We start from the raw sequence: 22003 nt of genomic DNA on the forward strand, positions 1-22003 counted from the left end.
AGCCTCAAAACTCTTTAGCCAGTTTCTCGGCCGCGGCGTTCACCGGGTCCACGACCATGGAGGTCGGGGGGCAGTAGGCGTTCTCCAGGCGCTCCACGAACTCCTGGACGGTGACGTTCTCGAGCAGCGCGGTGGTGATCCAGTTAACCCTTCCGGTGACGTCGCCGTAGCCCACGAGCTGCCCGCCGACCAGTCTGCCGGTCTCCGCGTCCGCCAGGAGCTTGACCGTAAGCTCCTTCCCTCCAGGATAGTACCTGGCATGGGAATGACCTTGGACCACTGCCTCCTTGACCTTGAGGCCATAGTATTCTGACAATGAACAGGACATGCCGGTCCCGCCGACCTGCAGCCCGCCTATGACGCTGATGAACGGGCTGGCCGTCCCGGGGAACGAGGCCTTCCCTCCGGCGGCGCGAATCCCGGCCACGCGTCCCTGGCGGACGGCGGTGGAGCCCAGCTGGCTCATGGTCGGACCAGCGACAACTGCGCTCTGGCACATCACCACGTCACCGGCCAGGTAGACGTCCGGGACCAGCCTTCCTTTGCGGTAGGGCTGCAGGCTCGGGCTCACTCGCACCGCTCCCAGAGGACCGATCTCCAGCCCCATCTGCTCCGGGAGCTTCAGGTTGGCCCGTACACCTGTGGCCATGATGACCATTTGACAGGGGACGCTAGCGCCTCCGGCGACCACGCCGGCGACCTCCCCCTTTCCTTCTATTTTGGACAGGGGGGCGTCGAGGACGAACTTTATGCCTAAGGATTCGCAATGGGACTGGACCAGCTTGGCCATGTCCTTGTCCAGAATACGGGGGACCACCTGGTCGAACATCTCCACCACGGTTACCTGCTTGCCCCGCTCGTGCAGGGCGACGGCCACCTCCAGACCGATGACCCCGGCCCCGGCGACCACGACCTGCTTGACCTCCGGCAGGCGCTGCATGATGACCTCGCCGTCGGATATCCATCTCACCGGGCATACGCCCTTCAGGTCCCTGCCCTCCACCGGAGGGACGAAGACCGTGCCACCGGTGGCCAGGATAAGGGCGTCGAAGGCGAGGGTGCTTCCGTCGGCAGTGGATACCTGCTTCTTCTCCAGGTCGACCTTCTCCACGCGGGTCTTGACCAGCACCTTGATGTCCCTCTCGCTCTCGTAGAACTCGGGGGTGTGCATTACGATGCTGGGGAAGTCCTTGATCTTCCCTTCGATGACGAAGGGTATGGCGCAAGGGGAGTAGGCCACGTGCTCGTCCTCGGTTATTAGGGTGATCTCGTCCGTCCCGTGCTCCCTGGCAGTGGACGCAGCGGTCATCCCCGCCGCTCCCCCTCCGACGACAACGATCTTTCTGGCCATGAGGTCTCTCCAGGCGCCAAATTCGGAAGAGAGGATATAAAATATTGGTAAAGGGGAGCGCAGCACTAAAATACTAAGGGGCATTTGCTATGGAAGGACATGGAGCGCCTATGAGGGACCTGGACCTATCCAAACCGGTGACGGTCTGGAAGGAGGACGACGTGGTCGAGGGGAAGAGGGAGAAGGCCCTGGTGGCTATCTTCCGCACCCGAGGCTGTCACTGGTCCCGCCAGGGCGGCTGTTCCATGTGCGGTTACAACACCGAGAGCATCGAGGGCATCGGACCTCAAGAGCTCTCAGCCCAGCTGGACACGGTGCTGGCCCGTTACGAGGGGGAGCGCATGGTCAAGCTGTACACCTCCGGGAGCTTCCTGGACCAGAACGAGGTGCCAGTGGAGGTTCGGGACAGGATATTGAGGGCGTTCGATGGCGCCAAGCGCGTGCTCTTCGAGAGCCGGCCGGAGTTCGTGACCCCGGAGGTCCTGCAGCAATTGCCGGACTATGCCTCGATCGCCCTGGGGCTGGAGAGCGCTTCCGACACCGTGCTCCGCTGCAGCGTGCACAAGGGTTTCGGCGTCAAGGACTATGTCCGGGCGGCCGAGGCGAGCAACGAACGGGGGCTGCCGGTGAGGACCTACCTGCTGTTGAAACCGCCCTATCTCACGGAGAGGGACGCCATCGCCGACACCTTGGCGTCCGTTCGATTCGCCGCCCCGCGGTCCGAGAGCGTTTCCGTCAATCCGCTCAACGTGCAGAAGGAAACCTTGGTGGAGGGGCTGTGGCGCCGCGGGGACTACCGACCGCCGTGGATCTGGTCCTTGTTCGAGGTGCTCAAGGTGAAGAAGGAGATATCGGGCGTGCGCATCTTCTCCTCACCGAGCGGTGCCGGCACCCAGCGGGGCGTGCATAACTGCCCTGAGTGCAACAAGAGGCTGCTCGGCGTCCTAGAGAGGTTCAACTTCGAGCAGGACGCCGACCTGCTGGAAGGTCACAACTGCCAATGCCGGAAGGAGTGGTCCTCGCTGGTGGACCTGGAGGGCGTGATGCGCACCTCGGTGGACGTACACCGCTACCTGGAAGAGGACCTGGCACTTTAGAGGTATCATCATGGATTACGACATCAAGAAGGGTAACTACGGGAACTTGGAAGATGATGGACTGCGCAAGATGATGGAGGCCGCCTTTGGCTCGGCCAAGGTGGAGAACGGCTCCTGCGTGTCCTCCTACGGGGCCATGACCAGGATCGAGATCAAGGTCATGAGCAAGACCATGCTGGATATCAACACCGTCACCAACAAGGACGCCTCGTTGGACGTGGTCGCGGAGACCATCAAGAAGTGGAACGCCTTCCTTGAGCAGGTCACCGGCTTCACCTCCAAGGAACGGCGCAACCGTCTGCAGAAGAAAGCCAAGGAAGGCAAGCTCTGACGATGTCCAGCAGGACCTTCCTTTTTCCTTTATTTATATAGTGGGTAGCGATTGTTTTAAATACAAATGACAATATGCGAGTTCTGCTCAACGCACTGAGGACGTTCGACCAGACCCCTTGGGCAATGCATACGCAACCCTAAGCCGCCCCCCTAGGCACATTCTGGAGGGCGATGACGGTGTCACGGTCGAAGGTGCTGACCTCAACACTCTTGAGAACAGGCGTTAGCGAAAGAGAGTGTGCTCTCTCACAGGAAAAGAAGAGGGAGAAGCATGTCAAACATAAGACGTCCGAGAAGGGGGTCCAAGGGCTTCAGTCCGAGGAAGAGGGCCCTCACACAGACACCGAGACTGGATTCGTGGCCCGAGATCAGCGAAGGCCCGAAGGTCCAGGGATTTGCCGGTTACAAAGCAGGTATGACCCACGCGTTCATCGTGGACCACCGCAAGAGCAGCACCACCACTGGTCAGGAGATCAGGGTGCCGGTCACCGTTCTGGAGGTTCCTCCGATGAAGGTGGCAGCGGTGCGCATCTACGAGAACACCCGCTACGGTCTGAAGACCGCCGGGGAGGTCTGGGCCACCCAGCTGGAAGAGAACCTGTCCAGGCTGCTGCCCGTCCCCAAGAAGGCGGACGCGGAGAAGACCTGGAAGAAGATGAAAGAGGTCGACACCGAGGACGTGAGGCTCCTGGCGTTCACCCAGCCCAAGCTGGTCACTGGTGTGCCGAAGAAGCGCCCTGAGCTCATGGAACTGCGCATCGGCGGCGGCACCATGGAGGCCAGGGTCGAGTTTGCCAAGGGACTGCTGGGCAAGGACATCGCCATCGGTGATTTCGCCAAGGCTGGCGGGATGATCGACGTCGTTGCGATAACCAAGGGAAAGGGCTTCCAGGGCGCCACCAAACGCTGGGGTTTGAAGCTCATGTCCCACAAGAACAGCAAGCACCGCCGCGCCGTTGGTAACCTGGGCCCGAAGCGGCCTGGTTACGTACGTACCACGGTGCCTCAGTCCGGTCAGATGGGTTACCACCAGAGGACCGAGGTCAACAAGCTCATCCTCAAGGTAGGGGAGAGCGGCCAGGAGATCAACCCCAAGGGCGGCTTCCTGCATTACGGCGAGGTCAGGAACCCGTTCGTGCTCATACACGGCTCCGTGCCCGGCCCGACCAAGAGGCTAGTGCGGATGAGGGACCCGGTAAGGAGACAGCAGGCGGACCTGAAGGAAGCGCCTGAGATGGTGTATATATCCACCGAATCCAAGCAGGGGGCGTAAGCAATGTCAGATGTTAATGTATATTCGTTGAACGGCGAGGTCCTGAGGACCGAGGCTCTGCCCGAGGTCTTTTCCACCCAGTTCAGGCCCGACGTCATACAGAGGGCCGTAGTGGCTGAGCAGTCCAACAAGAGGCAACCCTACGGACCGAAGCCCGGCGCCGGCATACGGCACTCGGTCTCCACCTGGGGCAAGGGACGCGGCGTGGCCCGCGTCCAGAGACTGGCCCAGGGAGCCAAGGGTGCCGAGTCCCCCAACAACGTGGGAGGACGCCGCGCCCACCCGCCCCGGGTCGAGAAGATCTGGACCATGAAGGTCAACCAGAAGGAGAGGTTGTTGGCCAAGCTATCGGCCCTGGCCGCCACTTCGGATGTGGAGAAGGTCAAGGCCCGCGGCCACCAGTTCAACGACGAGCTGACCCTCCCAGTGGTCATCGAGGACCGCCTGGAGGACATAAAGAGCACCGATGAGGTCCTGGACGTCCTGAAGAGCATAGGGCTTTCCGACGACGTGGTCCGGGCCAAGGACGGCATACGCATACGCGCTGGCCGTGGCAAGATGCGCGGCAGGCCTTACCGCATGCCCCGCAGCCTGCTTATTGTAGTATCTAGCAGCGACGCCGCCGTGATAAAGGGCGCCAGGAACCTGCCTGGCGTCGAGGTGGCCTTCGCCGAGATGTTGAACCCCGGCCATCTGGCCCCGGGCGGACTGCCCGGCAGACTGACGGTGTTCACTGAATCCGCATTGAAGATAGTAGGAGGGTGGTAAGCATGGCCAGAAAGGTATTGCTTTACCCGTATGTGACGGAAAAGACCATGAACTACATGACCGGCACGCCCACCCAGGATTTCAAGGACGGCAACAAGATCGAGTTCATCGTAGACCGCTTCGCCACCAAGGCGGAGATCAAAAAGGCCTTCGAAGAGTACTTCGAGGTCAAGGTGGACAAAATCTGGACCAAGATCTCCAAGGAAGGGAAGCACGCTGTGATCAAGCTAGCTGAAGGATACTCGGCCGAGGACATCGGCATGAGGATCGGAGTGTTCTGAGGAGGGGGAACATGGGAAGACAACTGAGACAACAGAGAAGGGGTCGCGGGACCATGACCTACACATCCCCGAGCCACAGGCACGTGGGAGAGATCAAGCATCCCTATGTCGAGATGAAGGCGGGGACCGTTACGGACATCATCCACGCCCCGGGCCGCAACAGCCCGGTGGCCGAGGTGAAGTTCGAGAACGGGGAGAAGGACAAGATCATCGCCGTGGAAGGCCTGATGGTCGGACAGCAAGTCACAATGGATGGCACCTCCGACCTCAAGCTGGGCAGCGTCCTGCCCCTGGCGAACATACCCGAAGGTACCTTGGTCCATAATCTGGAGGCCAGGCCCGGTGACGGTGGCAAGTTCGTGAGGACTGCCGGAACCTACGCCACCGTGGTGACGAAGGGCGACTCCATCGTGGTGCAGCTGCCCTCCGGCGCTTTCAAGAACTTTGATCCCCGGTGCCGCGCCGGCATTGGTATAATCGCGGGCGGAGGAGCTTCCGAGAAGCCCTTCGCTAAGGCGGGGAAGAAGTTCCATGCTTACCGCAGCAAGAGCAAGGCATACTTCAAGGTGAAGGGAGTGGCCATGAACGCGGTCGATCACCCGCACGGCGGAGGAGGTCACCCGCACGTGGGCAAGCCGAGCACCGTATCGAGGAACGCACCGCCGGGAAGGAAGGTCGGAAGGCTTTCCCCCCAGAAGAAGAGGAAGTGATTCTAGATGGCTGAAGATATTAAGCTGACTGGCACCAAATCCTCGAGGAGGAAGCAGAGGAAGAAGAAGGGCATGATGACCGCTCGTAGGAAGAAGGAGTTCACCTACCGCGGATTCACCCTGGGACAACTTCAGGAGATGCCTTTCGAGGAGATGGTCGACCTGTTGCCATCCAGGGCCAGAAGGTCCTTCCGCCGCGGACTCAACGAGGAACAGAAGACCACTTTCGACAAGATAGTGGCCGGAGAACAGGATGTGGTACGCACCCACCGCAGGGACATACCCATCGTGCCGGCCTTTGTCGGTCGCCGTGTGGCCGTGTACAATGGAAAGGAATTCAAGGAAGTCGAGGTAAAGCCCGAGATGATCGGACACTTCCTGGGCGAATTCGCTCAGACCAGGGGAGCTGTAAAGCACTCCGGTCCAGGTGTCGGTGCGACCAGGGGCTCCAAGTTCATGCCGCTGAAGTGAGGTGACAAGACATGGTTGGATACACTGCTCAATCTGATCCGGACACAACGTCCAAGGCCATCGCCAAGGAGCTACCTATCTCTCCCAAGTTCTCCCGTGAGATCTGCCGGATGATAAGGGGTAAGAAGGTCGACGTCGCCATACAGATGTTGGAAGAGGTCGTGGACCTGCGCCGCCCGGTGCCGATCCGCCGCCACAACTTCGGTGTGGCGCACAAGACCGGCGTGGGACCGGGGCGCTTCCCCAAGAAGGCCGCCGCGGCCATAATCAAGGTGCTGAAGGGCGCCAAGGCCAACGCCGAGTACAAGGGGCTGGACGCCGACAACATGCGCGTCCGCATAATATCATCCCACCTGGGACGGACCATCCCCGGCTACATGCCGAGGGCCCATGGCCGCAGCACCGCGTGGAACCAGCAGACCGTGAACATCGAAGTCATACTGGAGGAGGTTCAGTAAATGGCCAGCGAAAGGAAGTTCGTGGCGGAGAACATCAGAAGGGTTCTCCTCAAGGAGTATCTGATGAAGACCGTCGACCGCGCTGGTTTCGGTGGCGTGGACGTCCAAAGGACCCCCATGGGCACCAGGGTGACCTTGGTGGTCGAGAGGCCTGGTATAGTCATCGGGCGCCGGGGAGCGGCCATCAAGTCACTGACCAAGGCCATCGAGGACAATTACCATTACGACAACCCCCAGATCGAGGTCCAGGAGGTCGAGAACCCCAACCTCAACGCCGAGAAGTTCAAGGATGGTTACATAAAATACTGCGGTGAGAGCCGGTTGCTGTTCGTCGGTACCGGGTTCGCCGTGGCCAAGCTGAAGCCGGGAGTCATTGGCGTGCAGGTCGAGATCATGCAGCCAGGCGCCCGCCTGCCCGCCGAGATAGACGTCATGGGCATGGAGGCCGCCATATTGGCCAACCCTGACCTGGCGGAACTGCTGAAGAAGCAGGAGGAGGTCTCGGTCATCGCCGAGCACCCCGCTGAGGATACCCCGGCGGAGGACACTAAGAAGGAGGTGGCTGAATAAATGGCTTTAATCAAGGTATCTGAGATCAAGAAAATGAACGTGGACGAGCGCACCAAGAAGCTCCGCGAGCTTCAGGACGAGCTCATGCACGAGAAGGGGGCGGCCGCCATGGGCGGCGCCCCCAACAACCCGGGGAAGATCAGGGCTTTAAGGAGCAATATCGCCAGGATCCTAACCGTCCAGAAGGAGGAAGAACAATAATGGCCGATATTTGCTCGGTTTGTGGGCTCCCTAAAGAGCTGTGCATGTGCGAGGAGATCGCCAGAGAACAGCAGTCCGTAAGGATCTACACTGACAGCAGGCGCTACGGCAAGATCGTCACCGTGGTCGACGGCATCGACGCCACTGACATAGACATGGACGACCTGGCGCGCAAGTTGAAGAACAAGTGCGCCGCCGGCGGCACCGCCAAAGAAGGAAAGATCGAGCTCCAGGGCGACCACAAGAAGAAGGTCGCGCAGACCCTGGAAGAGATGGGCTTCAAGACCGAGGTACGGTAGGAGCCATGGACAAGAGGGATTTCATGAGACAAGAATTCATAGGACTGGACATCGAGGTGGTGGAATCCAGCTGTCCCGGGCACCTGTTGCGCGGGAAGGTGGTGGACGAGACCAAGAACATGTTGGCCATCTCCTGCCAAGGCAGGGAGAGGTGGATACCCAAGTTCGGTCATGAGTTCGAGTTCACATACCAGGGCGAGAGGATCAGGGTCCGAGGATCCGAGATCCAGCATCGACCAGAGGATAGGATCAAGAGAATTAGGTGATCTAATGAGCGAAGTTAGAGACATTGGCATTGATGTCAAGGCCCCCTCGGCCACCTGCGAGGACAAGCACTGTCCATTCCACGGGAAGCTCCCGGTGCGGGGGCAGATCATAGACGGCATCGTCGTTTCTGTGAAAATGAACGGCAGCGCCGTGGTCGAGAGGAACTACTTGAAGTATGACAAGAAGTACGAACGATTCGAGAAGAGGACGAGCCGCTACACCGCCCACAACCCTCCGTGCCTGGAGATCGCGGCCGGGGACAAGGTGCGCATCATGGAATGCCGCCCCTTGAGCAAGACGGTGTCCTTCGTCGTCGTGGAGAAGAGGTGAGCGCATGAAGGGATTGGCAGGGACCCAGACCAGGGGCATCATAACCGGATCGCACCTGGACGTGGTGGATAACACCGGCGCCAAGATCATCAGCGTCATCGCCGTACCCTCCTATCACGGAGTGCACGGACGTTGCCCCGCTGCCGCCGTCGGTGACATAGTCATCGCCTCGGTGAAGAAGGGGACGCCCGAGATGAGAAGGCAGGTCGTCTACGCTATCATAGTGCGCCAGAGAAGGCCCTTCCGCCGCGCGGACGGGACCATGGTGCATTTCGAGGACAACGCCGCGGTCATCACCACTGAAGAGGGCGAGACCAAGGGAAGCGATATAAAGGGCCCGGTGGCCAGAGAGGCCGCCGAGCGCTGGCCGCGCGTGGCCGCCACCGCTTCGACCATAGTGTGAGGTGCAGGAAATGACGAGCAAGTACGCAAGGAAGCAAAGGAAGGCGCTGTACAACGCGCCGAACCACGTGCGCAACAAGAGCGTCGGCTCCCACCTCAGCAAGGAGCTGATGGAGAAGTTGGGACGCCGCACCGTGCGCGTCGTGAAGGGCGACACCGTAAGGGTGCTCCGCGGTGACGAGGACGCACTCGGCATCGAGGGAAAGGTCACCAGCGTGGACACCGCCAAGGGAAGGCTGATCATCGAAGGCGTCACCATCGCCAAGGCCGACGGGACCATGACCGAGAGGCCGGTACACGCCTCGAACGTCGAGGTCACCAAGCTGGATCTGAAAGACAACTATCGCAAGCGCAAGCTGCAAAACGAGGAGGCCTCCTCATGACCCAAGATTTAAAAAGATTGAACGCACCGAAGAGCTGGCCGGTGTCTAGGAAGAGCAACGTATGGGTGACCAGCCCCAACCCCGGCCCGCACGCACTGGACCGCTGCATGCCCCTGAGCGTGGTGCTCAGGGACATGCTGAAGGTCGCCGACACCGCGGCCGAGGCCAAGAAGATCCTGTCCTCCAAGCAAGTGCTGGTGGACGGAAAGGTGGTCACCGAGGAGAAGTTCCCGGTCGGGCTCATGGACGTCATAAGTCTCGTGGCCACCAGCAAGCACTACCGCATGCTGTTGGACAACCGCGGCAAGCTGATGCTGACCGAGGTGGCCGAGGACCGCGCCAAGTGGAAACTGTGCCGCATCGAGAACAAGACCGTGATCACTGGCGGCCGCATGCAACTGAACCTGCATGACGGGCGCAACATACTGGTGGACGAGGACAGCTACAAGACCGGCGACGTGCTGAAGGTCGAGCTGCCCACCCAGAAGGTCCTGGAGGCCTTCAAGATGGTCCAGGGCAACGTGGCCATGGTCATCAGCGGCAGCAGCGCCGGACAGATAATGATCGTGGAAGAACAACTGGAGGAGCATTCCTCCTCCCCGAACCTCGTCCGCTTCAAGAACGGCAAGCTGACCGTCAAGGACAACGTGTTCATCATCGGGAACAAGACCCCTGAGATACTACTGCCTGAGGTGAGAGCGGCATGAACAAGGACAACGTCATGCGCCTGCCGCGCGTCGAGAAGGTGGTCGTGAACATCGGCGTGGGAGAGGCCGGAGAACGCCTGATGAAGGCACAGAAGGTCATCGAGATGGTCACTGGGCAGAAGTCCAAGCAGACCATCTCCAAGGTCACTAACCGCGATTTCGGCATCCGCGAGGGCATGCCCATCGGCTGCATCGTCACCCTGCGTGGCGAGAAGGCCCTGGACTTCCTGAAGAGGGCGTTCAACATACGCGAGAACCGCATCGCCTCCTACTCCTTTGATCGCGAGGGCAACCTGTCCTTCGGCATTCCCGACTACACCGACTTCTCCGGGATGAAGTACGACCCGGAGATCGGCATATTCGGCATGGACGTCAGCGTGTCCATCCAGAGACCCGGAAAGCGTATTTCCAGGCGCCGCATAATGCGTCGCCCCGTGCCCCACACCCACCGCATGACCAGGGCAGAGGCGATGAAGTTCGTGAGTGAGAAGTTCAACGTCGAGGTGATCGATTGAAGCCCAAGAAGAAGTTCGGAAGGAGCGTGGGCTGCACCAGGTGTGGCCGCAAGAGGGGCATAGTCCGCCGCTACGGCATGCACCTGTGCCGGCAATGCTTCAGGGAGATCGCGCCGCAGATAGGGTTCAAGAAGTACTCGTGAGGTGAAAAAAATGCAGAGCGATCCATTGAATGATGCGATGTCCACCATCAAGAACGCCGCGGCCGTGGGCAAGAACGAGTGCCTGATCAGGCCCTCATCCAAGCTCATAGGTCGAGTGCTCAAGGTGATGCAAGACAACGGCTACATCAACCAGTTCGAGTTCATAGAGGACGGCAAGGCCGGAGTGTTCAAGGTAATGCTGCAGGGAAAGATCAACAACTGCGGCGTGATCAAGCCGCGCTACTCGGTGAAGAAAGTTGACATGGAGCAGTTCGAGGCCCGCTATCTGCCGGCCCAGGACTTCGGCGTGCTCATACTGACCACCACCGATGGCGTGATAACGCATATGAAAGCCAAGGAGAAGGGGGTCGGCGGTAAGCTGCTGGCCTTCGTGTACTGAGGGGATGACAATGACTGTAACCGGACATTTGGACGATAAGGTGCACGTGCCCAAAGAGGTAAAGGTCACCATGAAGGGCGCCGAGGTCACCGTCAAGGGGCCGAAAGGCACCGTGACCCGTGACTTTACCCACCCCAAGGTCATGGTCTCCCTGAAGGACGACATGCTCCACATCGAGTGCGAGTACCCCCGCACCAAGGAGAAGGCCTTGGTCGGAACGTACACCTCGCACCTGAAGAACATGGTCGAGGGAGCCAACCACGGCTTCGAGTACTACATGAAGATGGTCTACTCCCACTTCCCCATGAAGATCGCGGTGAAGGGCGACAAGTTCGTCATCGAGAACTTCTTGGGAGAGAAGGCGACCCGTTCCGCGCTGATCCTAGCTGGAGCCAAGGTCACCATAAAGGGGAACGAGGTGTTCGTCACCGGCTCGGACCTGGAGAAGGTCTCGCAGACCGCGGCGAACATCGAGCGCGCCACCAAGATCCGCGGTTTCGACCCGAGGGTCTTCCAGGATGGTATCTATATCGTCGAGAAGGCAAGGAGGCCTAAGTGATGTCGGCCAAGAAGGAGATCAAGAAGATACAGGACCTTCCCTATTACCGGGAGGAGTACACCGCACAGCTGGCCGATATGGGCATAAAGGAGCGGGACGAGCTGCTGGAAGCGCTACATGACGAGAAGCGCAAGAAGGAGATCGTTGACGCTTTGGACGGTGTCGGCAACAAGATCGCCGACCACTGGGTCGAGCTGCTGAGCGAGGTCGGGACGGAGATCGTGGAGGCCAAGGAGGCCCCCAAGACCGTTACCAAGGTCAAGGCCCAGCTGACCGACGAGATCAAGGCAGCCTTGGAGTTCAGGGACGCCAAGAACGATGCCCGTCCGGCCTTCAAGAGGCAGGAGTGGTTCCGATACAAGCGCCTCGGCGAGAAATGGAGGAAGCCGAGAGGCATACACTCCAAGATGCGCCGTCACCTCTCGTACCGCCCGCCGGTCGTCTCGATCGGCTACCGCGGCCCGAAGATGGTGCGCGACTATCACCCCTCCGGATTCCAGGAGGTCATGGTGTACAACCCTGGCCAAGTGGAGAAGGTGGACCCCAAGGTGCAAGCGATACGCATAGGTGGCACCGTGGGCGGGAAGAAGAGAATGGCAATAACCGAAAAGGCGGATGAACTAGGCATCCGTATACTCAACAGGACGTGAAGACGATGGATCTGAAGAACCAGAAGCGCATGGCGGCCGAAGTTCTGAAATGCGGTGAGAACCGGGTCTGGATCGACCCGAACCGCATTGAGGACATCGCAGACGCCATAACCCGGGCGGACATAAGGACCGCCGTCCAGTCCGGGTCCATCCGCGCCCTGCCCGTACGGGGCATCTCCCGTGGACGGGCGCGCCACCGGTTGGCCCAGAAGGCCAAGGGGCGCAGGCGTGGACAGGGCAGCAGGAAGGGTACATCCACGGCCAGAAGGCCGAAGAAGGAGGCATGGATCCAGACGATCAGGCCTCTACGCGCCACGCTGCGCGAGCTGCGTGACGAGGGCAAGATCAACAGGACCGTGTACCGCGAATTCTATATGAAGGCCAAGGGCGGCATGTTCAGGAGCAGGAACAACCTGCTCATGCACCTGAAGACCGAAGGCTACCTTAAGGGGGAGAACTGATGGCTCAGGGACCGAGATACAAAGTGGCCTTCCGCCGCCGGCGGGAAGGCCGGACCGATTACAGACAGAGGGCTCGCCTGCTCAGGGCCAGGGTCCCGCGCGCCGTGGTGCGCACCTCGTTGCGCCACACCAGCGTGCAGATAGTGGACTTCGACCCTAAGGGCGACCAGGTGCTGGTCACCGCCCACTCCCGCGAACTGCTGGAGATGGGATGGGACAAGGCCACCGGGAACGTGCCCGCCGCGTACCTTACCGGCTACCTGGCCGGTAAGAAGGCCGTGGCCAAGGGAGTGACCGAGGCCGTGCTCGACATAGGCCTCAAGGTGCCCGCCAAGGGCGCCACGGCGTTCGCCGCCCTGAAGGGCATGGTGGACGCTGGAATGAAGATACCTCACGGAAAGGAAGTGCTGCCCAGCAAGGAGCGCCTGGCGGGAAAGCACGTCGGCGAGGACGTGGAGAAGATGGTTAAGGACATTAAGAGCCGCATGGAGGCGAAGTGACATGGACTGGGTACCGAAGACCAGATTAGGCAGGATGGTGCTCAACGGTGAGATAACCACCATGAGCCAGGCCCTGGCCACCAAGCTCCCCCTGCGCGAGGCAGAGATCATAGACATACTGCTCCCCGACCTGAAGGACGAGGTCATCGACGTGAACATAGTGCAGAGGATGACCGACTCTGGACGGAGGGTCAAGTTCCGTATCACCTGCGTGGTCGGCAACGGCGACGGCTTCATCGGTATAGGACGTGCGAAGGGCAAGGAGGTAGGACCCTCCATACGCAAGGCCATCGACAACGCCAAGCTGGGCATAATCGAGATCAAGCGCGGATGCGGCTCGTGGGAATGCGGTTGCGGCACGCCGCACTCGCTCCCCTTCACCGTGGTCGGCAAGTCCGGCTCGGTCGAGGTGTACCTGAAACCCGCCCCCCGGGGTATATCCCTGGCGGTGGGCGACGTGGCCAAGAGCATTCTGACGTTGGCTGGTGTGAAGGACTCCTGGGGATTCGCCAAGGGCCACACCAAGACCACCGTCAACTACGCTTACGCCACCTTCTACGCCCTGAGGAACACCATCGAGATGCGCGTTTCCGAGGAGCAGGAGAAGAGGCAGCACATCGTCAGCGGACCGGTGCAGGTGCACATGGCCGAGAACGCCGCGCCTGGACAGGAGGAATGAACATGGCATACGCAGCTATACGCATCCGCGGCCACCCCGGAGTGAGGAGTGACATCGAGGACACCATGCGCATGCTTCGCCTGACCCGCGCCAACCACTGCGTGGTTCTGCCGGAGACGGCCGAGATAAAGGGCATGCTGATGAAGGCCAAGGATTACATCACCTGGGGCGAGGTTTCGGAAGAGACCTTGGCCCGCATGATTAAGTTCCGCGGCCGGCTCGTTGGCGACAAACCCATAGACGATGAGGTGGTCAAGGACGGCACTGCCTTCGGGTCCATCATGGCCTTCGCCAAGGGTATAGCCAAGGACGAGGCCAAGTACTCGGAGATGAAGGACGTCAAGCCCTTGTTCCGCCTGAGCCCGCCCAAGAAAGGCTACGAAGGCGTCAAGCGCGGCTTCGGGGCCGGGGGCGCCCTGGGCTACCGGGGAGAGGAGATAAACGAGCTCATCTCCAGGATGATCTAAAGGTGAACTGAAATGGTAAGCAGGACTGATAAGTTCAGGGGCTCCAGGACCCACGGACGCGGCAAGAAGGCCGGACGTGGGGCCGGTAAGCGCGGCGGAAGGGGAAACGCCGGTTTGCACAAGCACAAGGCTCAGTACATGTTGAAATTCATGCCCGACCACTTTGGCCGGCACGGCTTCAAGAGACCGCAGAAGATGGTATCTGCCAAGATCACCATGAACGTGGGAGATCTGGAACAGGTCCTTGAGGCCATGAAGGTCCAGGGCATAGCGGTGGAGAAGGACGGCAAGATGACCGTCGACCTCACCGTCTTGGGTGTGGACAAGTTGCTGGGCAACGGTCGCGTGAGCATGGCTTTGGAGGTCGCAGTGTCCGAGACCACCGCCCTGGCCAAGGCCAAGGTTGAAGAATCAGGCGGACATATCGTGGTGCCAAAGTAAGTCTCGCGTGATGCTCATGGCCGAAGACCAGAAGAGCAGGCTGTACAAGCTGAAGCCTATAACGGACCGCCTTCCGGCGGTAACCAAACCCGAGGGGCACGTCCATTTCCGGACGAAGATACTGTGGGTCATAGTCATACTGGCGTTCTACTTCGTTATGACCAACATCTTCCTGTACGGGTTGGACAGTACGAAAACGATCGATATCTTCGCTCAGTACAGGGCGATCCTGGCCGGTGCGCAGGGATCGCTCATGCATCTGGGGATCGGTCCGATAGTCACCGCCTCCATCATAATGCAGCTGTTCGTTGGGGCTAAGATAATCAAGCTGGACCTCACCGACAACGATGACAAGGCGGTCTATCAGAGCAGCCAGAAGTTCCTGGTCATAGTCATGATACTGGTGGAAGCGATTCCACAGGTGTTCGGATACCTGACCCCGGCCGACTCTCTGGTCACCGGACTTAACGGAACTTTCGGCGGTTCGGGCATACTGGACGGACAGAATATAGCCCGCATAATCATCATATTGCAATTGTGTGTCGGGTCCTATCTGGTCTTCCTTATGGACGAGGTGGTCTCCAAATGGGGCATCGGCAGCGGCGTATCGTTGTTCATCGCCGCCGGGGTAGCCGAAGCGCTTTTCACCGGTACGCTGAACACCGAGGGGTACTACCCGAACCAGGCACTGAGCCTGAACAATCCACCGTCGGGTACGATACCCAAGACCATCTACATACTGACCCATATGTCCGCCTCACAGCTTTCGGCCGGAGGGTACGAACGTATACTGATCCAAAACCCGAACCCCATGATCGCCCTGGTCGGGACGTTGGTCATATTCTTCTTCGTGGCCTACGTGGAATCGGCACGCATAGAACTACCGTTGGCGCACGGCACCGCCCGCGGTGCCCGTGGGCGCTACCCGATAAAGCTGATCTACGCCTCCAACATACCGGTCATTTTGATGGCCGCGCTGCTGGCCAACGTCAGCATGTTCACCATGCTGTTCTACACCAACGACGCGCTCAGCAGCATCCCATTGCTTGGTCACCAGAACTGGTTGGGCGGCTATCCAGCGGGGCAGAACGCCGCCCACTGGGGATTGGCCTGGTACGTTTCCACACCGAACGGTATAGGATATTGGTTACTACCATTGCTCAACCCGAGCTCCTATGGTTCTTACGTGTACGGCCATAGTTCCTGGCAAATAATATTGCACTTGTTTGTTTACCTAGGGCTCATGGTCGGCGGTTCCGTACTGTTCGCCAAGTTCTGGATAATGACCACCAACATGGGTCCGGAGGCTGTGGCTCGCCAGATCGAGTCCAGTGGACTACAGATCCCCGGGTTCCGTCGCGACCCTAAAGTGTTAAAAAGAGTGCTGGAAAGATACATTCCTGTCGTCACCGTGATCAGCGGAGCGACGGTGGGAGCCTTGGCGGCCTCGGCTGACCTGATAGGCACGGTAGGTAATGCCAGCGGAACTGGTGTACTACTGTCAGTGGGCATTATGATCCAGTTCTATGAAGCCATAGGCCGCGAGCAGATGATGGAGATGCACCCGGTGCTGAGGGGCTTTTTCGGAGGGGAGGGCTAATAGATGGCTGACACCCCGGCCCAGGACCCCAAGGCCATGACCAGCAGGATGCTGCTGATCTTCGTCTTCATCCTGGCCCTGTTCGTCATGTTCGACACGAGCCTCCGCGCTGCCCTGGGAGGCATAGTCGGGTTCGCGCTGGAGCCCCTGTGGGGCTTCGGCGGTAGCATTCCAGTAGTATCGCTATTCATCACCGGCGCGTTTATGACCTTCCTGAGCATCACCGTCCGGCACTTCTTCACCGACTACGTGAAACAGGCCGAGAGCCAGAAGGCCATAGGCGCGTTTAACAAGGAGATGAAGCAGGCCCGCCTGGACAACAACACCTACAAGCTGAAGAAGATGATGGAGCAGCAGCCGAAGATCATGCAGGCCTCCATGGCCCAGACCACCACTCAGTTGAAGCTGATGCCGGTGACCATGCTGATCATCATTCCCATCTTCGCCTGGCTGGCGGTGTTCGTCGGCGACCTGGACAGCACGCTCATAACCGTGCCCTGGTCCAACGTGGCCGACCTGAACGCCTCCTATCTGTTCCCGTCCTGGATCCTGCTGTACTCCCTGATCAGCGTGCCTTTCGGACAATTGCTTTCAAGGGGTCTCAGGTACTTCACCTTCAAGAAGAGGTTGAACGAACTAAAGGCTGCCGGGAAATGATAATCACCATCAGCGGACTGATAGGGAGCGGGAAGACCACCGTCTGCAACATGCTGAGTGAGCGTTTAGGCTACCGGACGGTGATATCCGGGCACGTCTTCCGGGAGATGGCCAAGGAGCTGAACATGTCCTTGGAGCAGTTCGGCAAGCTGGCCGAGAAGAACCCCAAGTACGACCGTTTGATCGACGATAGGTTGCTGGCCGTGGCCCGCCAGGAGGACGACGTCATTTTAGAGGGCCGATTGGCTGGCCAGTTGCTCCGCCGCAACGACATACCAGCTTTCTGCGTGTTCCTGGACGCCCCGCTGGACGTGCGCACGAAACGCGTCTCCGGGCGCGAAGGCGTACATTTGGAAGAAGCGATGGCGGAGATGCGCGCCCGCGAGGCGAGCGAAGTGCTAAGGTATCGCAAATTCTATAGCATCGACGTGACCGATCGTTCCATCTACGACATGGTCATCGACACTGGCGCCCTGACCCCGGAGCAGGTGGTCGAGAAGATCGTCTCTCGGGTCAGGGGCGATTGAGATGCTGGTGCGGGACAAGGGCCCGAAGACGCTACCGCAGGGCAAGCGCCCCGAGGAGCGTTCCATCGAGGAGCTGCTCGCCGCCGGCGTCATAATTCTGGACAAGGTGCAAGGTCCTACGTCCCATCAGGTCACCGCCTGGGTGCGGGACATGCTGGGCGTGGAGAAGATCGGGCATGGCGGTACCCTCGACCCGAACGTCAGCGGCGTGCTGCCGATAGCTTTGGGAAAGGCCATACGCATGACCGACCTGGTGCTGCGCTCCGATAAGCAGTACGTGTGCCACCTGTACCTGCACAAATCAGTCCCGGAGGAGAAGACGCGCGCCGTCATCGGCACCTTCGTCGGTTCCATCTACCAAACGCCACCGGTGCGCTCTGCCGTCAAGGTCCAGATGAGGGTGCGCAAGGTGCGCTCCATCGACATACTGGAGATAGATGACCGCAACGTGCTGTTCAAGGTGGACTGTGACGCCGGGACGTACATCCGGACGCTGTGTGTGGACATTGGCGAAGCGCTCGGCGTCGGGGCCAATATGAAGGCGCTGCGACGCACACGGTCCGGAGCGATGACCGAAGAGGACACGGTGACCCTGCAGGACCTGAAGGACGCGACGGTGCAGTGGAAGAACGGCGACGGTTCCTGGCTGCGCAGCATGATAAGGCCGATGGAGGTGCTGCTTGAGCCTCTTCCAAAGGTCATCGTCAAGGATAATGCGGTGGACGCTGTATCGCATGGTGCTGACCTCAACGCCCCAGGCGTGGTCTCCTTGGACGAGAGCATAGAGAAGGGCGGCCCAGTAGCCCTTTTCACCATGAAGGGCGAGGCCTTGGGACTGGGGACCGCCAACATGTCCGCCCGGGACATGTACAAGGCCTACAAGGGCAAGGCGGTCAAGACCGTACGCGTTTTCCTTCCGGAAGGGACGTACCCCCGCATGTGGGGAGATCAGCAGTAGCAGCCCAGATTGCTCTGCCCTTTCTTGGCCTTCATCAAAGGTATGGCCGTGATGTCCAGGCGTTTCTTTATCTCGCTGGCCAGAAGCTCTTCCGACCCGTGGTGCGTGTAGACGACGGAGGGATCACACTTCTTAACGAAGTCGATGAGCTCGTAGAAATCGGCGTGGTCCGAGTAAGCGAAACCCTGGTCCATGCCCCAGCTCATCTTGCCGAGCGACCGGCTCCGGGCGTCCAGGCACCAGCCGGAGACGTCGGCGGAGCGCTTCTTCCTAAGCATGTCCAGGCCGTTCTCCCCCCAGGCGCCGGGACTGATGACCAGCTGCGGTCCCTTGTCGCTGGGGTCGAACGGCAAATAATCGAACTTCAGGTCGTCCGCCTCCAACATGCGGGTGGTGTCCAGCACCGAGCCGTGAAGCCGGGGCTGGAACCCCTTGAGCATGGTGATCAGTTCTTGGGATTTGCCGAGGGGGTAGGCGTGCAGGACCGCGGAGTACTCTTGGTTCAGTATGTCCTCCACCCAGTCGCGTATGACCTTGACCATCTCGTTGCGGTCCGGGAATCTGTAGCGAGGGTTCCCGTACGTCGCTTCGATTATCAGCACGTCGCACTTCTGCGGTCGGGCGCCTTCCATGTCCAGGCGGTCCTGGGGGCAGAAATCGCCGGTGTACAGCACCTTCTGTCCCGCGTCGAGCATGAACATGTTCGAGCCTATTATGTGCCCGGCCCCGCTGGCCTTGACCAGAGGACTTTTTCCTTTCTCCACGTTCTCCAGGTAGGTCTTGGACTTCTTGCTCTTCACCCTTCCGCGCATGCAGCGCAGGGTGATGTCCGAGCAGAAGAGCGGGCCGCCGTCGAAGCTCGTGGGCATGTGGTCGGAATGGGCGTGGGACACGCAGCAGATGCCCTCAGCGGACACCTTGCGGGGATCGAGGAAGAACTTCACCTCGCCCGAGGTGACCTCGATGCCGTTACCAATCTGAACGGAAGGCCCATCCCTGTCCATCGAGCGGACAATGCACCCTCGGCTATTTACCGATAACGAGGATGCTGTTGAATATGGCGTTGGTTTCCCTTCCCCATATCATAACAATCATACTTTTTGTTGAATTACCGCTTTTTTTTGCTTTTTAAATTCCTCTTTGGTCATCGGATATCTGCCGGTGGCTCCAAAGTGAGCGTTTCTGATCTCAGCGGCGATTTCATAGGTCAACGGATAGTATGTCCTCTCGTTCGATAGCAAACCACCGTCCCTATCCCACCCATTAGCGTTTTTCGATGAATCACCTGGTAGAGCAATCACCCAAAGAATCTCGTCCCAACTGAGGAATCTTCTTTTCAGGAATTTAAAATCGAATTCGGCTCCATTATTATTTATTCTTACCCTATATGGGCGGTGAATAATCTCACGAGATATCACCATTACCAGCAATCCCAAACCTGCAGACAATAGGATTATTGTCGGAATGATTTTGATATTATACCCATCATATGTATCGAAGGCGAACACCAAGAAAAGAATTGATACGATTGTGCATCCAGCAATATATTTCATATCAGGTGGGTTCGAATATTTTTCATCAGACTGTATTTTAACACGTTTCATTTTATATCGCCTTTGATGAACAATAAATCCCGATACCACCAAATGTGAGTACGATCAAATTTAACACCTTATCAGATCCGGTGCTTTCTTTAAAATTAATAATTGTATGAATCAGTGGTACACACCCAAGACCGATTCCGAGTAATCCTAGTCCAATTGAATTTATTGATGTCGCAAATAATCCAATTACGGTGGAAATTATTCCAAGCGCGAGATCGATTGCAGTACCCAAGCAATCGTGCAAGAAACCGTTTAAGGAATAGAACACTCCAACGACGTTCAGGCAACATCCAATCGCTATCCAGGCTACCTGAACGTGTGTCGGCGGATCCTCTCCCGGCCCGAACGTCTCTTCCATCCAATGATATAACCCTTCAAAGCTTTCGCAGATGCTTCCAACAAACTCGTCGTAATCGAATGCCTTGATGACTTCGTTCATGATATAACCGATAATCGGAGAGATCAATAGCATCAACAAGAAGGTCATCCCGGCAGTAAGAACTGTGAAAGCATCCAGAATTATCTTTAAAGCGATGCCGACCCCAAGGATGATTATAAACAAGTTAGCGTTTGCTGCGCTGAACAATTGAGATGTGGTTTCCCCGGTTACGGAGCCAAAATTTATGACGTCTTCCTCGGCTTTTTGATACGCCGAATTAACTCCTTCACAGTACGATATAATAGCGTCCTCGATGCTTTGAATTATGGGCGAGAATAGCGCATCAAGGTATGTGACCATTAAATCGATTATCCAATCCACGAACGCCATGAACGCGTCCACGATCGCGTCCACTGCGTCCTGCACTGCCGCCGCTGCGGCAGCGAGCATGTTACCTATTGATTCCAGCCCTATCTCGACCAGGTGCACTAACAATAATAATAGTCCGCCGCTAGCCACCCACACCAAAAAGTCGAAGGACATGCCGGCGATGTCGCTGATGACCGCGAACGGATCGAGATAGTTCGGCCCCTGGCCCATGCCGGCGTTCATGACGAACGTCGGTATCGATGAGAGGATGTCGTTCGGCAGGTGCAGGAGATAGACCGCCGTTGACGAAATCGTCACGTTGTTACCGATGCGCGCGTCGGTGGCGTTGTGCGTCAACTTCGTCAGTATCGCCTCCGCCTGCGCGGCGGTGACGTTCTTGCTGATGACCGCGATGACGTGAGCGGAGGCGATGCACGTGGGGATCATAGGTTCCTGAATCTGTTCTTCAGATCTTTAGCTAACCAGACCTCCCGTAGGGGCTTGTTCATGAAGAGCTCGTAACGTTTCGCAATCTCGACAGCTGCGCTGTAACTGACATAGTTGAATTTCCTACCAGAATAGAAGATGATTGCTGGTGCGATCGTCGTTTCCGGACTTGAGCTGAGGCCGTACGAGTTCAGCTGCGCCCAGGGAATGACTGTTTTTCTGCCATTCACGTATAACAGGTCGACGCCGTGATCTCCGATTCCTACCTTTTTTGGTACGCTATAATCCTGACCATACCACAAGCCGAGATAAGAAAGCAAGGCCATGACGAAAAAAATTACGAGAGGGAATAAACTCTGATAAACAAGGGCAACTGGGATTCCAAATAGAGCTATGAACAATGATAATATCTTCCATTTCTCACGATACCCTGTATTCTGGGGATACTCAAATGTCAAATATTCTGTCATTACCAAACCATCCCCCCGATGTTGACAATGAGCAACCCTGTCATGATAACGTTGCATCCATATACAATCAATTGAAGATCGCGGTCTAGTTGTGCAATCGGTTTGATTGATCCGAGTATCAATATTCCGCATATAGCGCATAGCAACACGTTCACCAGGACATCGTTGCTGGCAAGGGAGTAGAATGATATCAACAGGCAGAAGAGGGTGACCGCCAGACTGACGATCGAACCGGTCGCGTCCCATGCCAATAGGGACGGGATGATCGCTATCGAG

Annotated in this window: 36 protein-coding genes; 30 read left to right on the plus strand and 6 right to left on the minus strand. The window is 58.3% G+C overall.

Annotation, left to right across the window (positions count from 1 at the left end; all coding sequences use genetic code 11):
* Window positions 1–4: 4 nt before the first annotated feature.
* Window positions 5–1351: an FAD-dependent oxidoreductase gene (locus tag NT131_05775; GenBank protein ID MCX6651144.1), complete on the minus strand. Its 1347-nt coding sequence runs from the start codon at window positions 1349–1351 to the stop codon at window positions 5–7.
* Between the two features lie 89 nt (window positions 1352–1440).
* On the opposite strand from NT131_05775, the gene NT131_05780 reads away from it, so the two are divergent.
* The 30 genes from NT131_05780 (at window position 1441) to NT131_05925 (ending at window position 18458) form a co-directional block, all read left to right on the plus strand.
* Entirely contained in the window at window positions 1441–2448 is a 1008-nt protein-coding gene (locus NT131_05780) for an archaeosine biosynthesis radical SAM protein RaSEA (GenBank protein MCX6651145.1), read from the plus strand.
* A 10-nt stretch (window positions 2449–2458) separates the two neighbouring features.
* Entirely contained in the window at window positions 2459–2779 is a 321-nt protein-coding gene (locus NT131_05785; GenBank protein ID MCX6651146.1) for a DUF5611 family protein, read from the plus strand.
* Between the two features lie 273 nt (window positions 2780–3052).
* Complete coding sequence (locus NT131_05790) at window positions 3053–4054, plus strand: 50S ribosomal protein L3 (GenBank protein MCX6651147.1); 1002 nt, start codon at window positions 3053–3055, stop codon at window positions 4052–4054.
* A 3-nt stretch (window positions 4055–4057) separates the two neighbouring features.
* Window positions 4058–4822 carry a 50S ribosomal protein L4 gene (gene rpl4p / locus NT131_05795; protein MCX6651148.1) on the plus strand — a complete coding sequence of 255 codons (765 nt, stop codon included), beginning with the start codon at window positions 4058–4060 and terminating at the stop codon, window positions 4820–4822.
* Between the two features lie 2 nt (window positions 4823–4824).
* On the plus strand, window positions 4825–5103 hold the full coding sequence (locus NT131_05800) for a 50S ribosomal protein L23 (GenBank protein MCX6651149.1): 279 nt from the start codon (window positions 4825–4827) through the stop codon (window positions 5101–5103).
* 11 nt (window positions 5104–5114) lie between these two features.
* Window positions 5115–5813 (plus strand): 50S ribosomal protein L2, encoded by a 699-nt coding sequence (locus NT131_05805; GenBank protein ID MCX6651150.1) that lies wholly within the window; start codon window positions 5115–5117, stop codon window positions 5811–5813.
* A 6-nt stretch (window positions 5814–5819) separates the two neighbouring features.
* Entirely contained in the window at window positions 5820–6284 is a 465-nt protein-coding gene (locus tag NT131_05810; GenBank protein MCX6651151.1) for a 30S ribosomal protein S19, read from the plus strand.
* Window positions 6285–6295: 11 nt separating this feature from the next.
* Window positions 6296–6742, plus strand: coding sequence for a 50S ribosomal protein L22 (locus NT131_05815; protein MCX6651152.1), 447 nt, complete (start codon window positions 6296–6298; stop codon window positions 6740–6742).
* Window positions 6743–7312 carry a KH domain-containing protein gene (locus NT131_05820; protein MCX6651153.1) on the plus strand — a complete coding sequence of 190 codons (570 nt, stop codon included), beginning with the start codon at window positions 6743–6745 and terminating at the stop codon, window positions 7310–7312.
* Window positions 7313–7513 (plus strand): 50S ribosomal protein L29, encoded by a 201-nt coding sequence (rpmC, locus tag NT131_05825; GenBank protein ID MCX6651154.1) that lies wholly within the window; start codon window positions 7313–7315, stop codon window positions 7511–7513. It abuts the gene before it with no gap.
* The gene (gene yciH / locus NT131_05830) at window positions 7513–7812 is read left to right on the plus strand and encodes a stress response translation initiation inhibitor YciH (protein ID MCX6651155.1); all 300 of its coding nucleotides are present in this window, start codon (window positions 7513–7515) and stop codon (window positions 7810–7812) included. Before rpmC ends, yciH begins: the two co-directional genes overlap by 1 nt.
* 23 nt (window positions 7813–7835) lie before the next feature.
* A complete protein-coding gene (locus NT131_05835; protein ID MCX6651156.1) occupies window positions 7836–8078 on the plus strand; it encodes a ribonuclease P protein subunit in 243 nt (80 codons plus the stop codon).
* A gap of 4 nt (window positions 8079–8082) precedes the next feature.
* Complete coding sequence (locus NT131_05840; GenBank protein MCX6651157.1) at window positions 8083–8409, plus strand: 30S ribosomal protein S17; 327 nt, start codon at window positions 8083–8085, stop codon at window positions 8407–8409.
* Window positions 8410–8413: 4 nt separating this feature from the next.
* A complete protein-coding gene (locus NT131_05845) occupies window positions 8414–8812 on the plus strand; it encodes a 50S ribosomal protein L14 (protein ID MCX6651158.1) in 399 nt (132 codons plus the stop codon).
* Between the two features lie 10 nt (window positions 8813–8822).
* Window positions 8823–9194, plus strand: a complete 372-nt coding sequence (rplX, locus tag NT131_05850) for a 50S ribosomal protein L24 (GenBank protein ID MCX6651159.1) — start codon at window positions 8823–8825, stop codon at window positions 9192–9194.
* Window positions 9191–9901, plus strand: coding sequence for a 30S ribosomal protein S4e (locus NT131_05855; protein ID MCX6651160.1), 711 nt, complete (start codon window positions 9191–9193; stop codon window positions 9899–9901). The genes rplX and NT131_05855 overlap by 4 nt, the downstream gene beginning before the upstream one ends.
* On the plus strand, window positions 9898–10416 hold the full coding sequence (locus NT131_05860) for a 50S ribosomal protein L5 (protein ID MCX6651161.1): 519 nt from the start codon (window positions 9898–9900) through the stop codon (window positions 10414–10416). The genes NT131_05855 and NT131_05860 overlap by 4 nt, the downstream gene beginning before the upstream one ends.
* Window positions 10413–10559 carry a 30S ribosomal protein S14 gene (locus tag NT131_05865; GenBank protein MCX6651162.1) on the plus strand — a complete coding sequence of 49 codons (147 nt, stop codon included), beginning with the start codon at window positions 10413–10415 and terminating at the stop codon, window positions 10557–10559. Before NT131_05860 ends, NT131_05865 begins: the two co-directional genes overlap by 4 nt.
* Before the next feature lie 10 nt (window positions 10560–10569).
* The gene (locus tag NT131_05870; protein MCX6651163.1) at window positions 10570–10959 is read left to right on the plus strand and encodes a 30S ribosomal protein S8; all 390 of its coding nucleotides are present in this window, start codon (window positions 10570–10572) and stop codon (window positions 10957–10959) included.
* Window positions 10960–10963: 4 nt separating this feature from the next.
* On the plus strand, window positions 10964–11518 hold the full coding sequence (locus NT131_05875) for a 50S ribosomal protein L6 (GenBank protein ID MCX6651164.1): 555 nt from the start codon (window positions 10964–10966) through the stop codon (window positions 11516–11518).
* A complete protein-coding gene (locus NT131_05880) occupies window positions 11518–12168 on the plus strand; it encodes a 50S ribosomal protein L32e (GenBank protein ID MCX6651165.1) in 651 nt (216 codons plus the stop codon). Before NT131_05875 ends, NT131_05880 begins: the two co-directional genes overlap by 1 nt.
* Window positions 12169–12173: 5 nt before the next feature.
* Window positions 12174–12629 carry a 50S ribosomal protein L19e gene (locus NT131_05885; GenBank protein ID MCX6651166.1) on the plus strand — a complete coding sequence of 152 codons (456 nt, stop codon included), beginning with the start codon at window positions 12174–12176 and terminating at the stop codon, window positions 12627–12629.
* Window positions 12629–13129, plus strand: coding sequence for a 50S ribosomal protein L18 (locus NT131_05890; protein MCX6651167.1), 501 nt, complete (start codon window positions 12629–12631; stop codon window positions 13127–13129). Before NT131_05885 ends, NT131_05890 begins: the two co-directional genes overlap by 1 nt.
* 1 nt (window position 13130) lies before the next feature.
* Window positions 13131–13808: a 30S ribosomal protein S5 gene (locus NT131_05895; GenBank protein ID MCX6651168.1), complete on the plus strand. Its 678-nt coding sequence runs from the start codon at window positions 13131–13133 to the stop codon at window positions 13806–13808.
* Window positions 13809–13810: 2 nt separating this feature from the next.
* Window positions 13811–14275, plus strand: a complete 465-nt coding sequence (locus tag NT131_05900; protein MCX6651169.1) for a 50S ribosomal protein L30 — start codon at window positions 13811–13813, stop codon at window positions 14273–14275.
* 12 nt (window positions 14276–14287) lie between these two features.
* Entirely contained in the window at window positions 14288–14716 is a 429-nt protein-coding gene (locus tag NT131_05905; protein MCX6651170.1) for an uL15 family ribosomal protein, read from the plus strand.
* A gap of 16 nt (window positions 14717–14732) precedes the next feature.
* Entirely contained in the window at window positions 14733–16316 is a 1584-nt protein-coding gene (gene secY / locus NT131_05910) for a preprotein translocase subunit SecY (GenBank protein MCX6651171.1), read from the plus strand.
* 3 nt (window positions 16317–16319) lie between these two features.
* Window positions 16320–16973, plus strand: a complete 654-nt coding sequence (locus NT131_05915) for an EMC3/TMCO1 family protein (GenBank protein ID MCX6651172.1) — start codon at window positions 16320–16322, stop codon at window positions 16971–16973.
* Window positions 16970–17500 (plus strand): AAA family ATPase, encoded by a 531-nt coding sequence (locus NT131_05920; GenBank protein ID MCX6651173.1) that lies wholly within the window; start codon window positions 16970–16972, stop codon window positions 17498–17500. Before NT131_05915 ends, NT131_05920 begins: the two co-directional genes overlap by 4 nt.
* A gap of 1 nt (window position 17501) precedes the next feature.
* The gene (locus tag NT131_05925) at window positions 17502–18458 is read left to right on the plus strand and encodes an RNA-guided pseudouridylation complex pseudouridine synthase subunit Cbf5 (GenBank protein ID MCX6651174.1); all 957 of its coding nucleotides are present in this window, start codon (window positions 17502–17504) and stop codon (window positions 18456–18458) included.
* Here the strand turns inward: NT131_05925 and NT131_05930 are convergent.
* From NT131_05930 to NT131_05950, 5 genes are all read right to left on the minus strand, one after another.
* Window positions 18449–19462, minus strand: coding sequence for an MBL fold metallo-hydrolase (locus NT131_05930; protein ID MCX6651175.1), 1014 nt, complete (start codon window positions 19460–19462; stop codon window positions 18449–18451). The genes NT131_05925 and NT131_05930 overlap by 10 nt on opposite strands.
* Window positions 19463–19549: 87 nt before the next feature.
* Window positions 19550–20062, minus strand: a complete 513-nt coding sequence (locus NT131_05935; protein ID MCX6651176.1) for a hypothetical protein — start codon at window positions 20060–20062, stop codon at window positions 19550–19552.
* Window position 20063: 1 nt separating this feature from the next.
* A complete protein-coding gene (locus NT131_05940; GenBank protein MCX6651177.1) occupies window positions 20064–21257 on the minus strand; it encodes a hypothetical protein in 1194 nt (397 codons plus the stop codon).
* Window positions 21254–21727: a hypothetical protein gene (locus NT131_05945; protein MCX6651178.1), complete on the minus strand. Its 474-nt coding sequence runs from the start codon at window positions 21725–21727 to the stop codon at window positions 21254–21256. The genes NT131_05940 and NT131_05945 overlap by 4 nt, the downstream gene beginning before the upstream one ends.
* Window positions 21727–22003: hypothetical protein (locus NT131_05950; GenBank protein MCX6651179.1), on the minus strand; the 277-nt coding region annotated here is incomplete at its 5' end. The genes NT131_05950 and NT131_05945, both read right to left, overlap by 1 nt.

The sequence above is a fragment of the Methanomassiliicoccales archaeon genome, from assembly GCA_026394395.1.
Classification (GTDB): Archaea; Thermoplasmatota; Thermoplasmata; order Methanomassiliicoccales; family UBA472; genus UBA472.

Bases quoted from the DNA above. Each gene is read 5' to 3' on its own strand.
- NT131_05775 (MCX6651144.1), bottom strand. From the start codon at position 1,351: ATGGCCAGAAAGATCGTTGTCGTCGGAGGGGGAGCGGCGGGGATGACC.
- NT131_05780 (MCX6651145.1), top strand. From the start codon at position 1,441: ATGGAAGGACATGGAGCGCCTATGAGGGACCTGGACCTATCCAAACCG.
- NT131_05785 (MCX6651146.1), top strand. From the start codon at position 2,459: ATGGATTACGACATCAAGAAGGGTAACTACGGGAACTTGGAAGATGAT.
- NT131_05790 (MCX6651147.1), top strand. From the start codon at position 3,053: ATGTCAAACATAAGACGTCCGAGAAGGGGGTCCAAGGGCTTCAGTCCG.
- rpl4p (MCX6651148.1), top strand. From the start codon at position 4,058: ATGTCAGATGTTAATGTATATTCGTTGAACGGCGAGGTCCTGAGGACC.
- NT131_05800 (MCX6651149.1), top strand. From the start codon at position 4,825: ATGGCCAGAAAGGTATTGCTTTACCCGTATGTGACGGAAAAGACCATG.
- NT131_05805 (MCX6651150.1), top strand. From the start codon at position 5,115: ATGGGAAGACAACTGAGACAACAGAGAAGGGGTCGCGGGACCATGACC.
- NT131_05810 (MCX6651151.1), top strand. From the start codon at position 5,820: ATGGCTGAAGATATTAAGCTGACTGGCACCAAATCCTCGAGGAGGAAG.
- NT131_05815 (MCX6651152.1), top strand. From the start codon at position 6,296: ATGGTTGGATACACTGCTCAATCTGATCCGGACACAACGTCCAAGGCC.
- NT131_05820 (MCX6651153.1), top strand. From the start codon at position 6,743: ATGGCCAGCGAAAGGAAGTTCGTGGCGGAGAACATCAGAAGGGTTCTC.
- rpmC (MCX6651154.1), top strand. From the start codon at position 7,313: ATGGCTTTAATCAAGGTATCTGAGATCAAGAAAATGAACGTGGACGAG.
- yciH (MCX6651155.1), top strand. From the start codon at position 7,513: ATGGCCGATATTTGCTCGGTTTGTGGGCTCCCTAAAGAGCTGTGCATG.
- NT131_05835 (MCX6651156.1), top strand. From the start codon at position 7,836: ATGAGACAAGAATTCATAGGACTGGACATCGAGGTGGTGGAATCCAGC.
- NT131_05840 (MCX6651157.1), top strand. From the start codon at position 8,083: ATGAGCGAAGTTAGAGACATTGGCATTGATGTCAAGGCCCCCTCGGCC.
- NT131_05845 (MCX6651158.1), top strand. From the start codon at position 8,414: ATGAAGGGATTGGCAGGGACCCAGACCAGGGGCATCATAACCGGATCG.
- rplX (MCX6651159.1), top strand. From the start codon at position 8,823: ATGACGAGCAAGTACGCAAGGAAGCAAAGGAAGGCGCTGTACAACGCG.
- NT131_05855 (MCX6651160.1), top strand. From the start codon at position 9,191: ATGACCCAAGATTTAAAAAGATTGAACGCACCGAAGAGCTGGCCGGTG.
- NT131_05860 (MCX6651161.1), top strand. From the start codon at position 9,898: ATGAACAAGGACAACGTCATGCGCCTGCCGCGCGTCGAGAAGGTGGTC.
- NT131_05870 (MCX6651163.1), top strand. From the start codon at position 10,570: ATGCAGAGCGATCCATTGAATGATGCGATGTCCACCATCAAGAACGCC.
- NT131_05875 (MCX6651164.1), top strand. From the start codon at position 10,964: ATGACAATGACTGTAACCGGACATTTGGACGATAAGGTGCACGTGCCC.
- NT131_05880 (MCX6651165.1), top strand. From the start codon at position 11,518: ATGTCGGCCAAGAAGGAGATCAAGAAGATACAGGACCTTCCCTATTAC.
- NT131_05885 (MCX6651166.1), top strand. From the start codon at position 12,174: ATGGATCTGAAGAACCAGAAGCGCATGGCGGCCGAAGTTCTGAAATGC.
- NT131_05890 (MCX6651167.1), top strand. From the start codon at position 12,629: ATGGCTCAGGGACCGAGATACAAAGTGGCCTTCCGCCGCCGGCGGGAA.
- NT131_05895 (MCX6651168.1), top strand. From the start codon at position 13,131: ATGGACTGGGTACCGAAGACCAGATTAGGCAGGATGGTGCTCAACGGT.
- NT131_05900 (MCX6651169.1), top strand. From the start codon at position 13,811: ATGGCATACGCAGCTATACGCATCCGCGGCCACCCCGGAGTGAGGAGT.
- NT131_05905 (MCX6651170.1), top strand. From the start codon at position 14,288: ATGGTAAGCAGGACTGATAAGTTCAGGGGCTCCAGGACCCACGGACGC.
- secY (MCX6651171.1), top strand. From the start codon at position 14,733: ATGGCCGAAGACCAGAAGAGCAGGCTGTACAAGCTGAAGCCTATAACG.
- NT131_05915 (MCX6651172.1), top strand. From the start codon at position 16,320: ATGGCTGACACCCCGGCCCAGGACCCCAAGGCCATGACCAGCAGGATG.
- NT131_05920 (MCX6651173.1), top strand. From the start codon at position 16,970: ATGATAATCACCATCAGCGGACTGATAGGGAGCGGGAAGACCACCGTC.
- NT131_05925 (MCX6651174.1), top strand. From the start codon at position 17,502: ATGCTGGTGCGGGACAAGGGCCCGAAGACGCTACCGCAGGGCAAGCGC.
- NT131_05930 (MCX6651175.1), bottom strand. From the start codon at position 19,462: ATGGACAGGGATGGGCCTTCCGTTCAGATTGGTAACGGCATCGAGGTC.
- NT131_05935 (MCX6651176.1), bottom strand. From the start codon at position 20,062: ATGAAACGTGTTAAAATACAGTCTGATGAAAAATATTCGAACCCACCT.
- NT131_05940 (MCX6651177.1), bottom strand. From the start codon at position 21,257: ATGATCCCCACGTGCATCGCCTCCGCTCACGTCATCGCGGTCATCAGC.
- NT131_05945 (MCX6651178.1), bottom strand. From the start codon at position 21,727: ATGACAGAATATTTGACATTTGAGTATCCCCAGAATACAGGGTATCGT.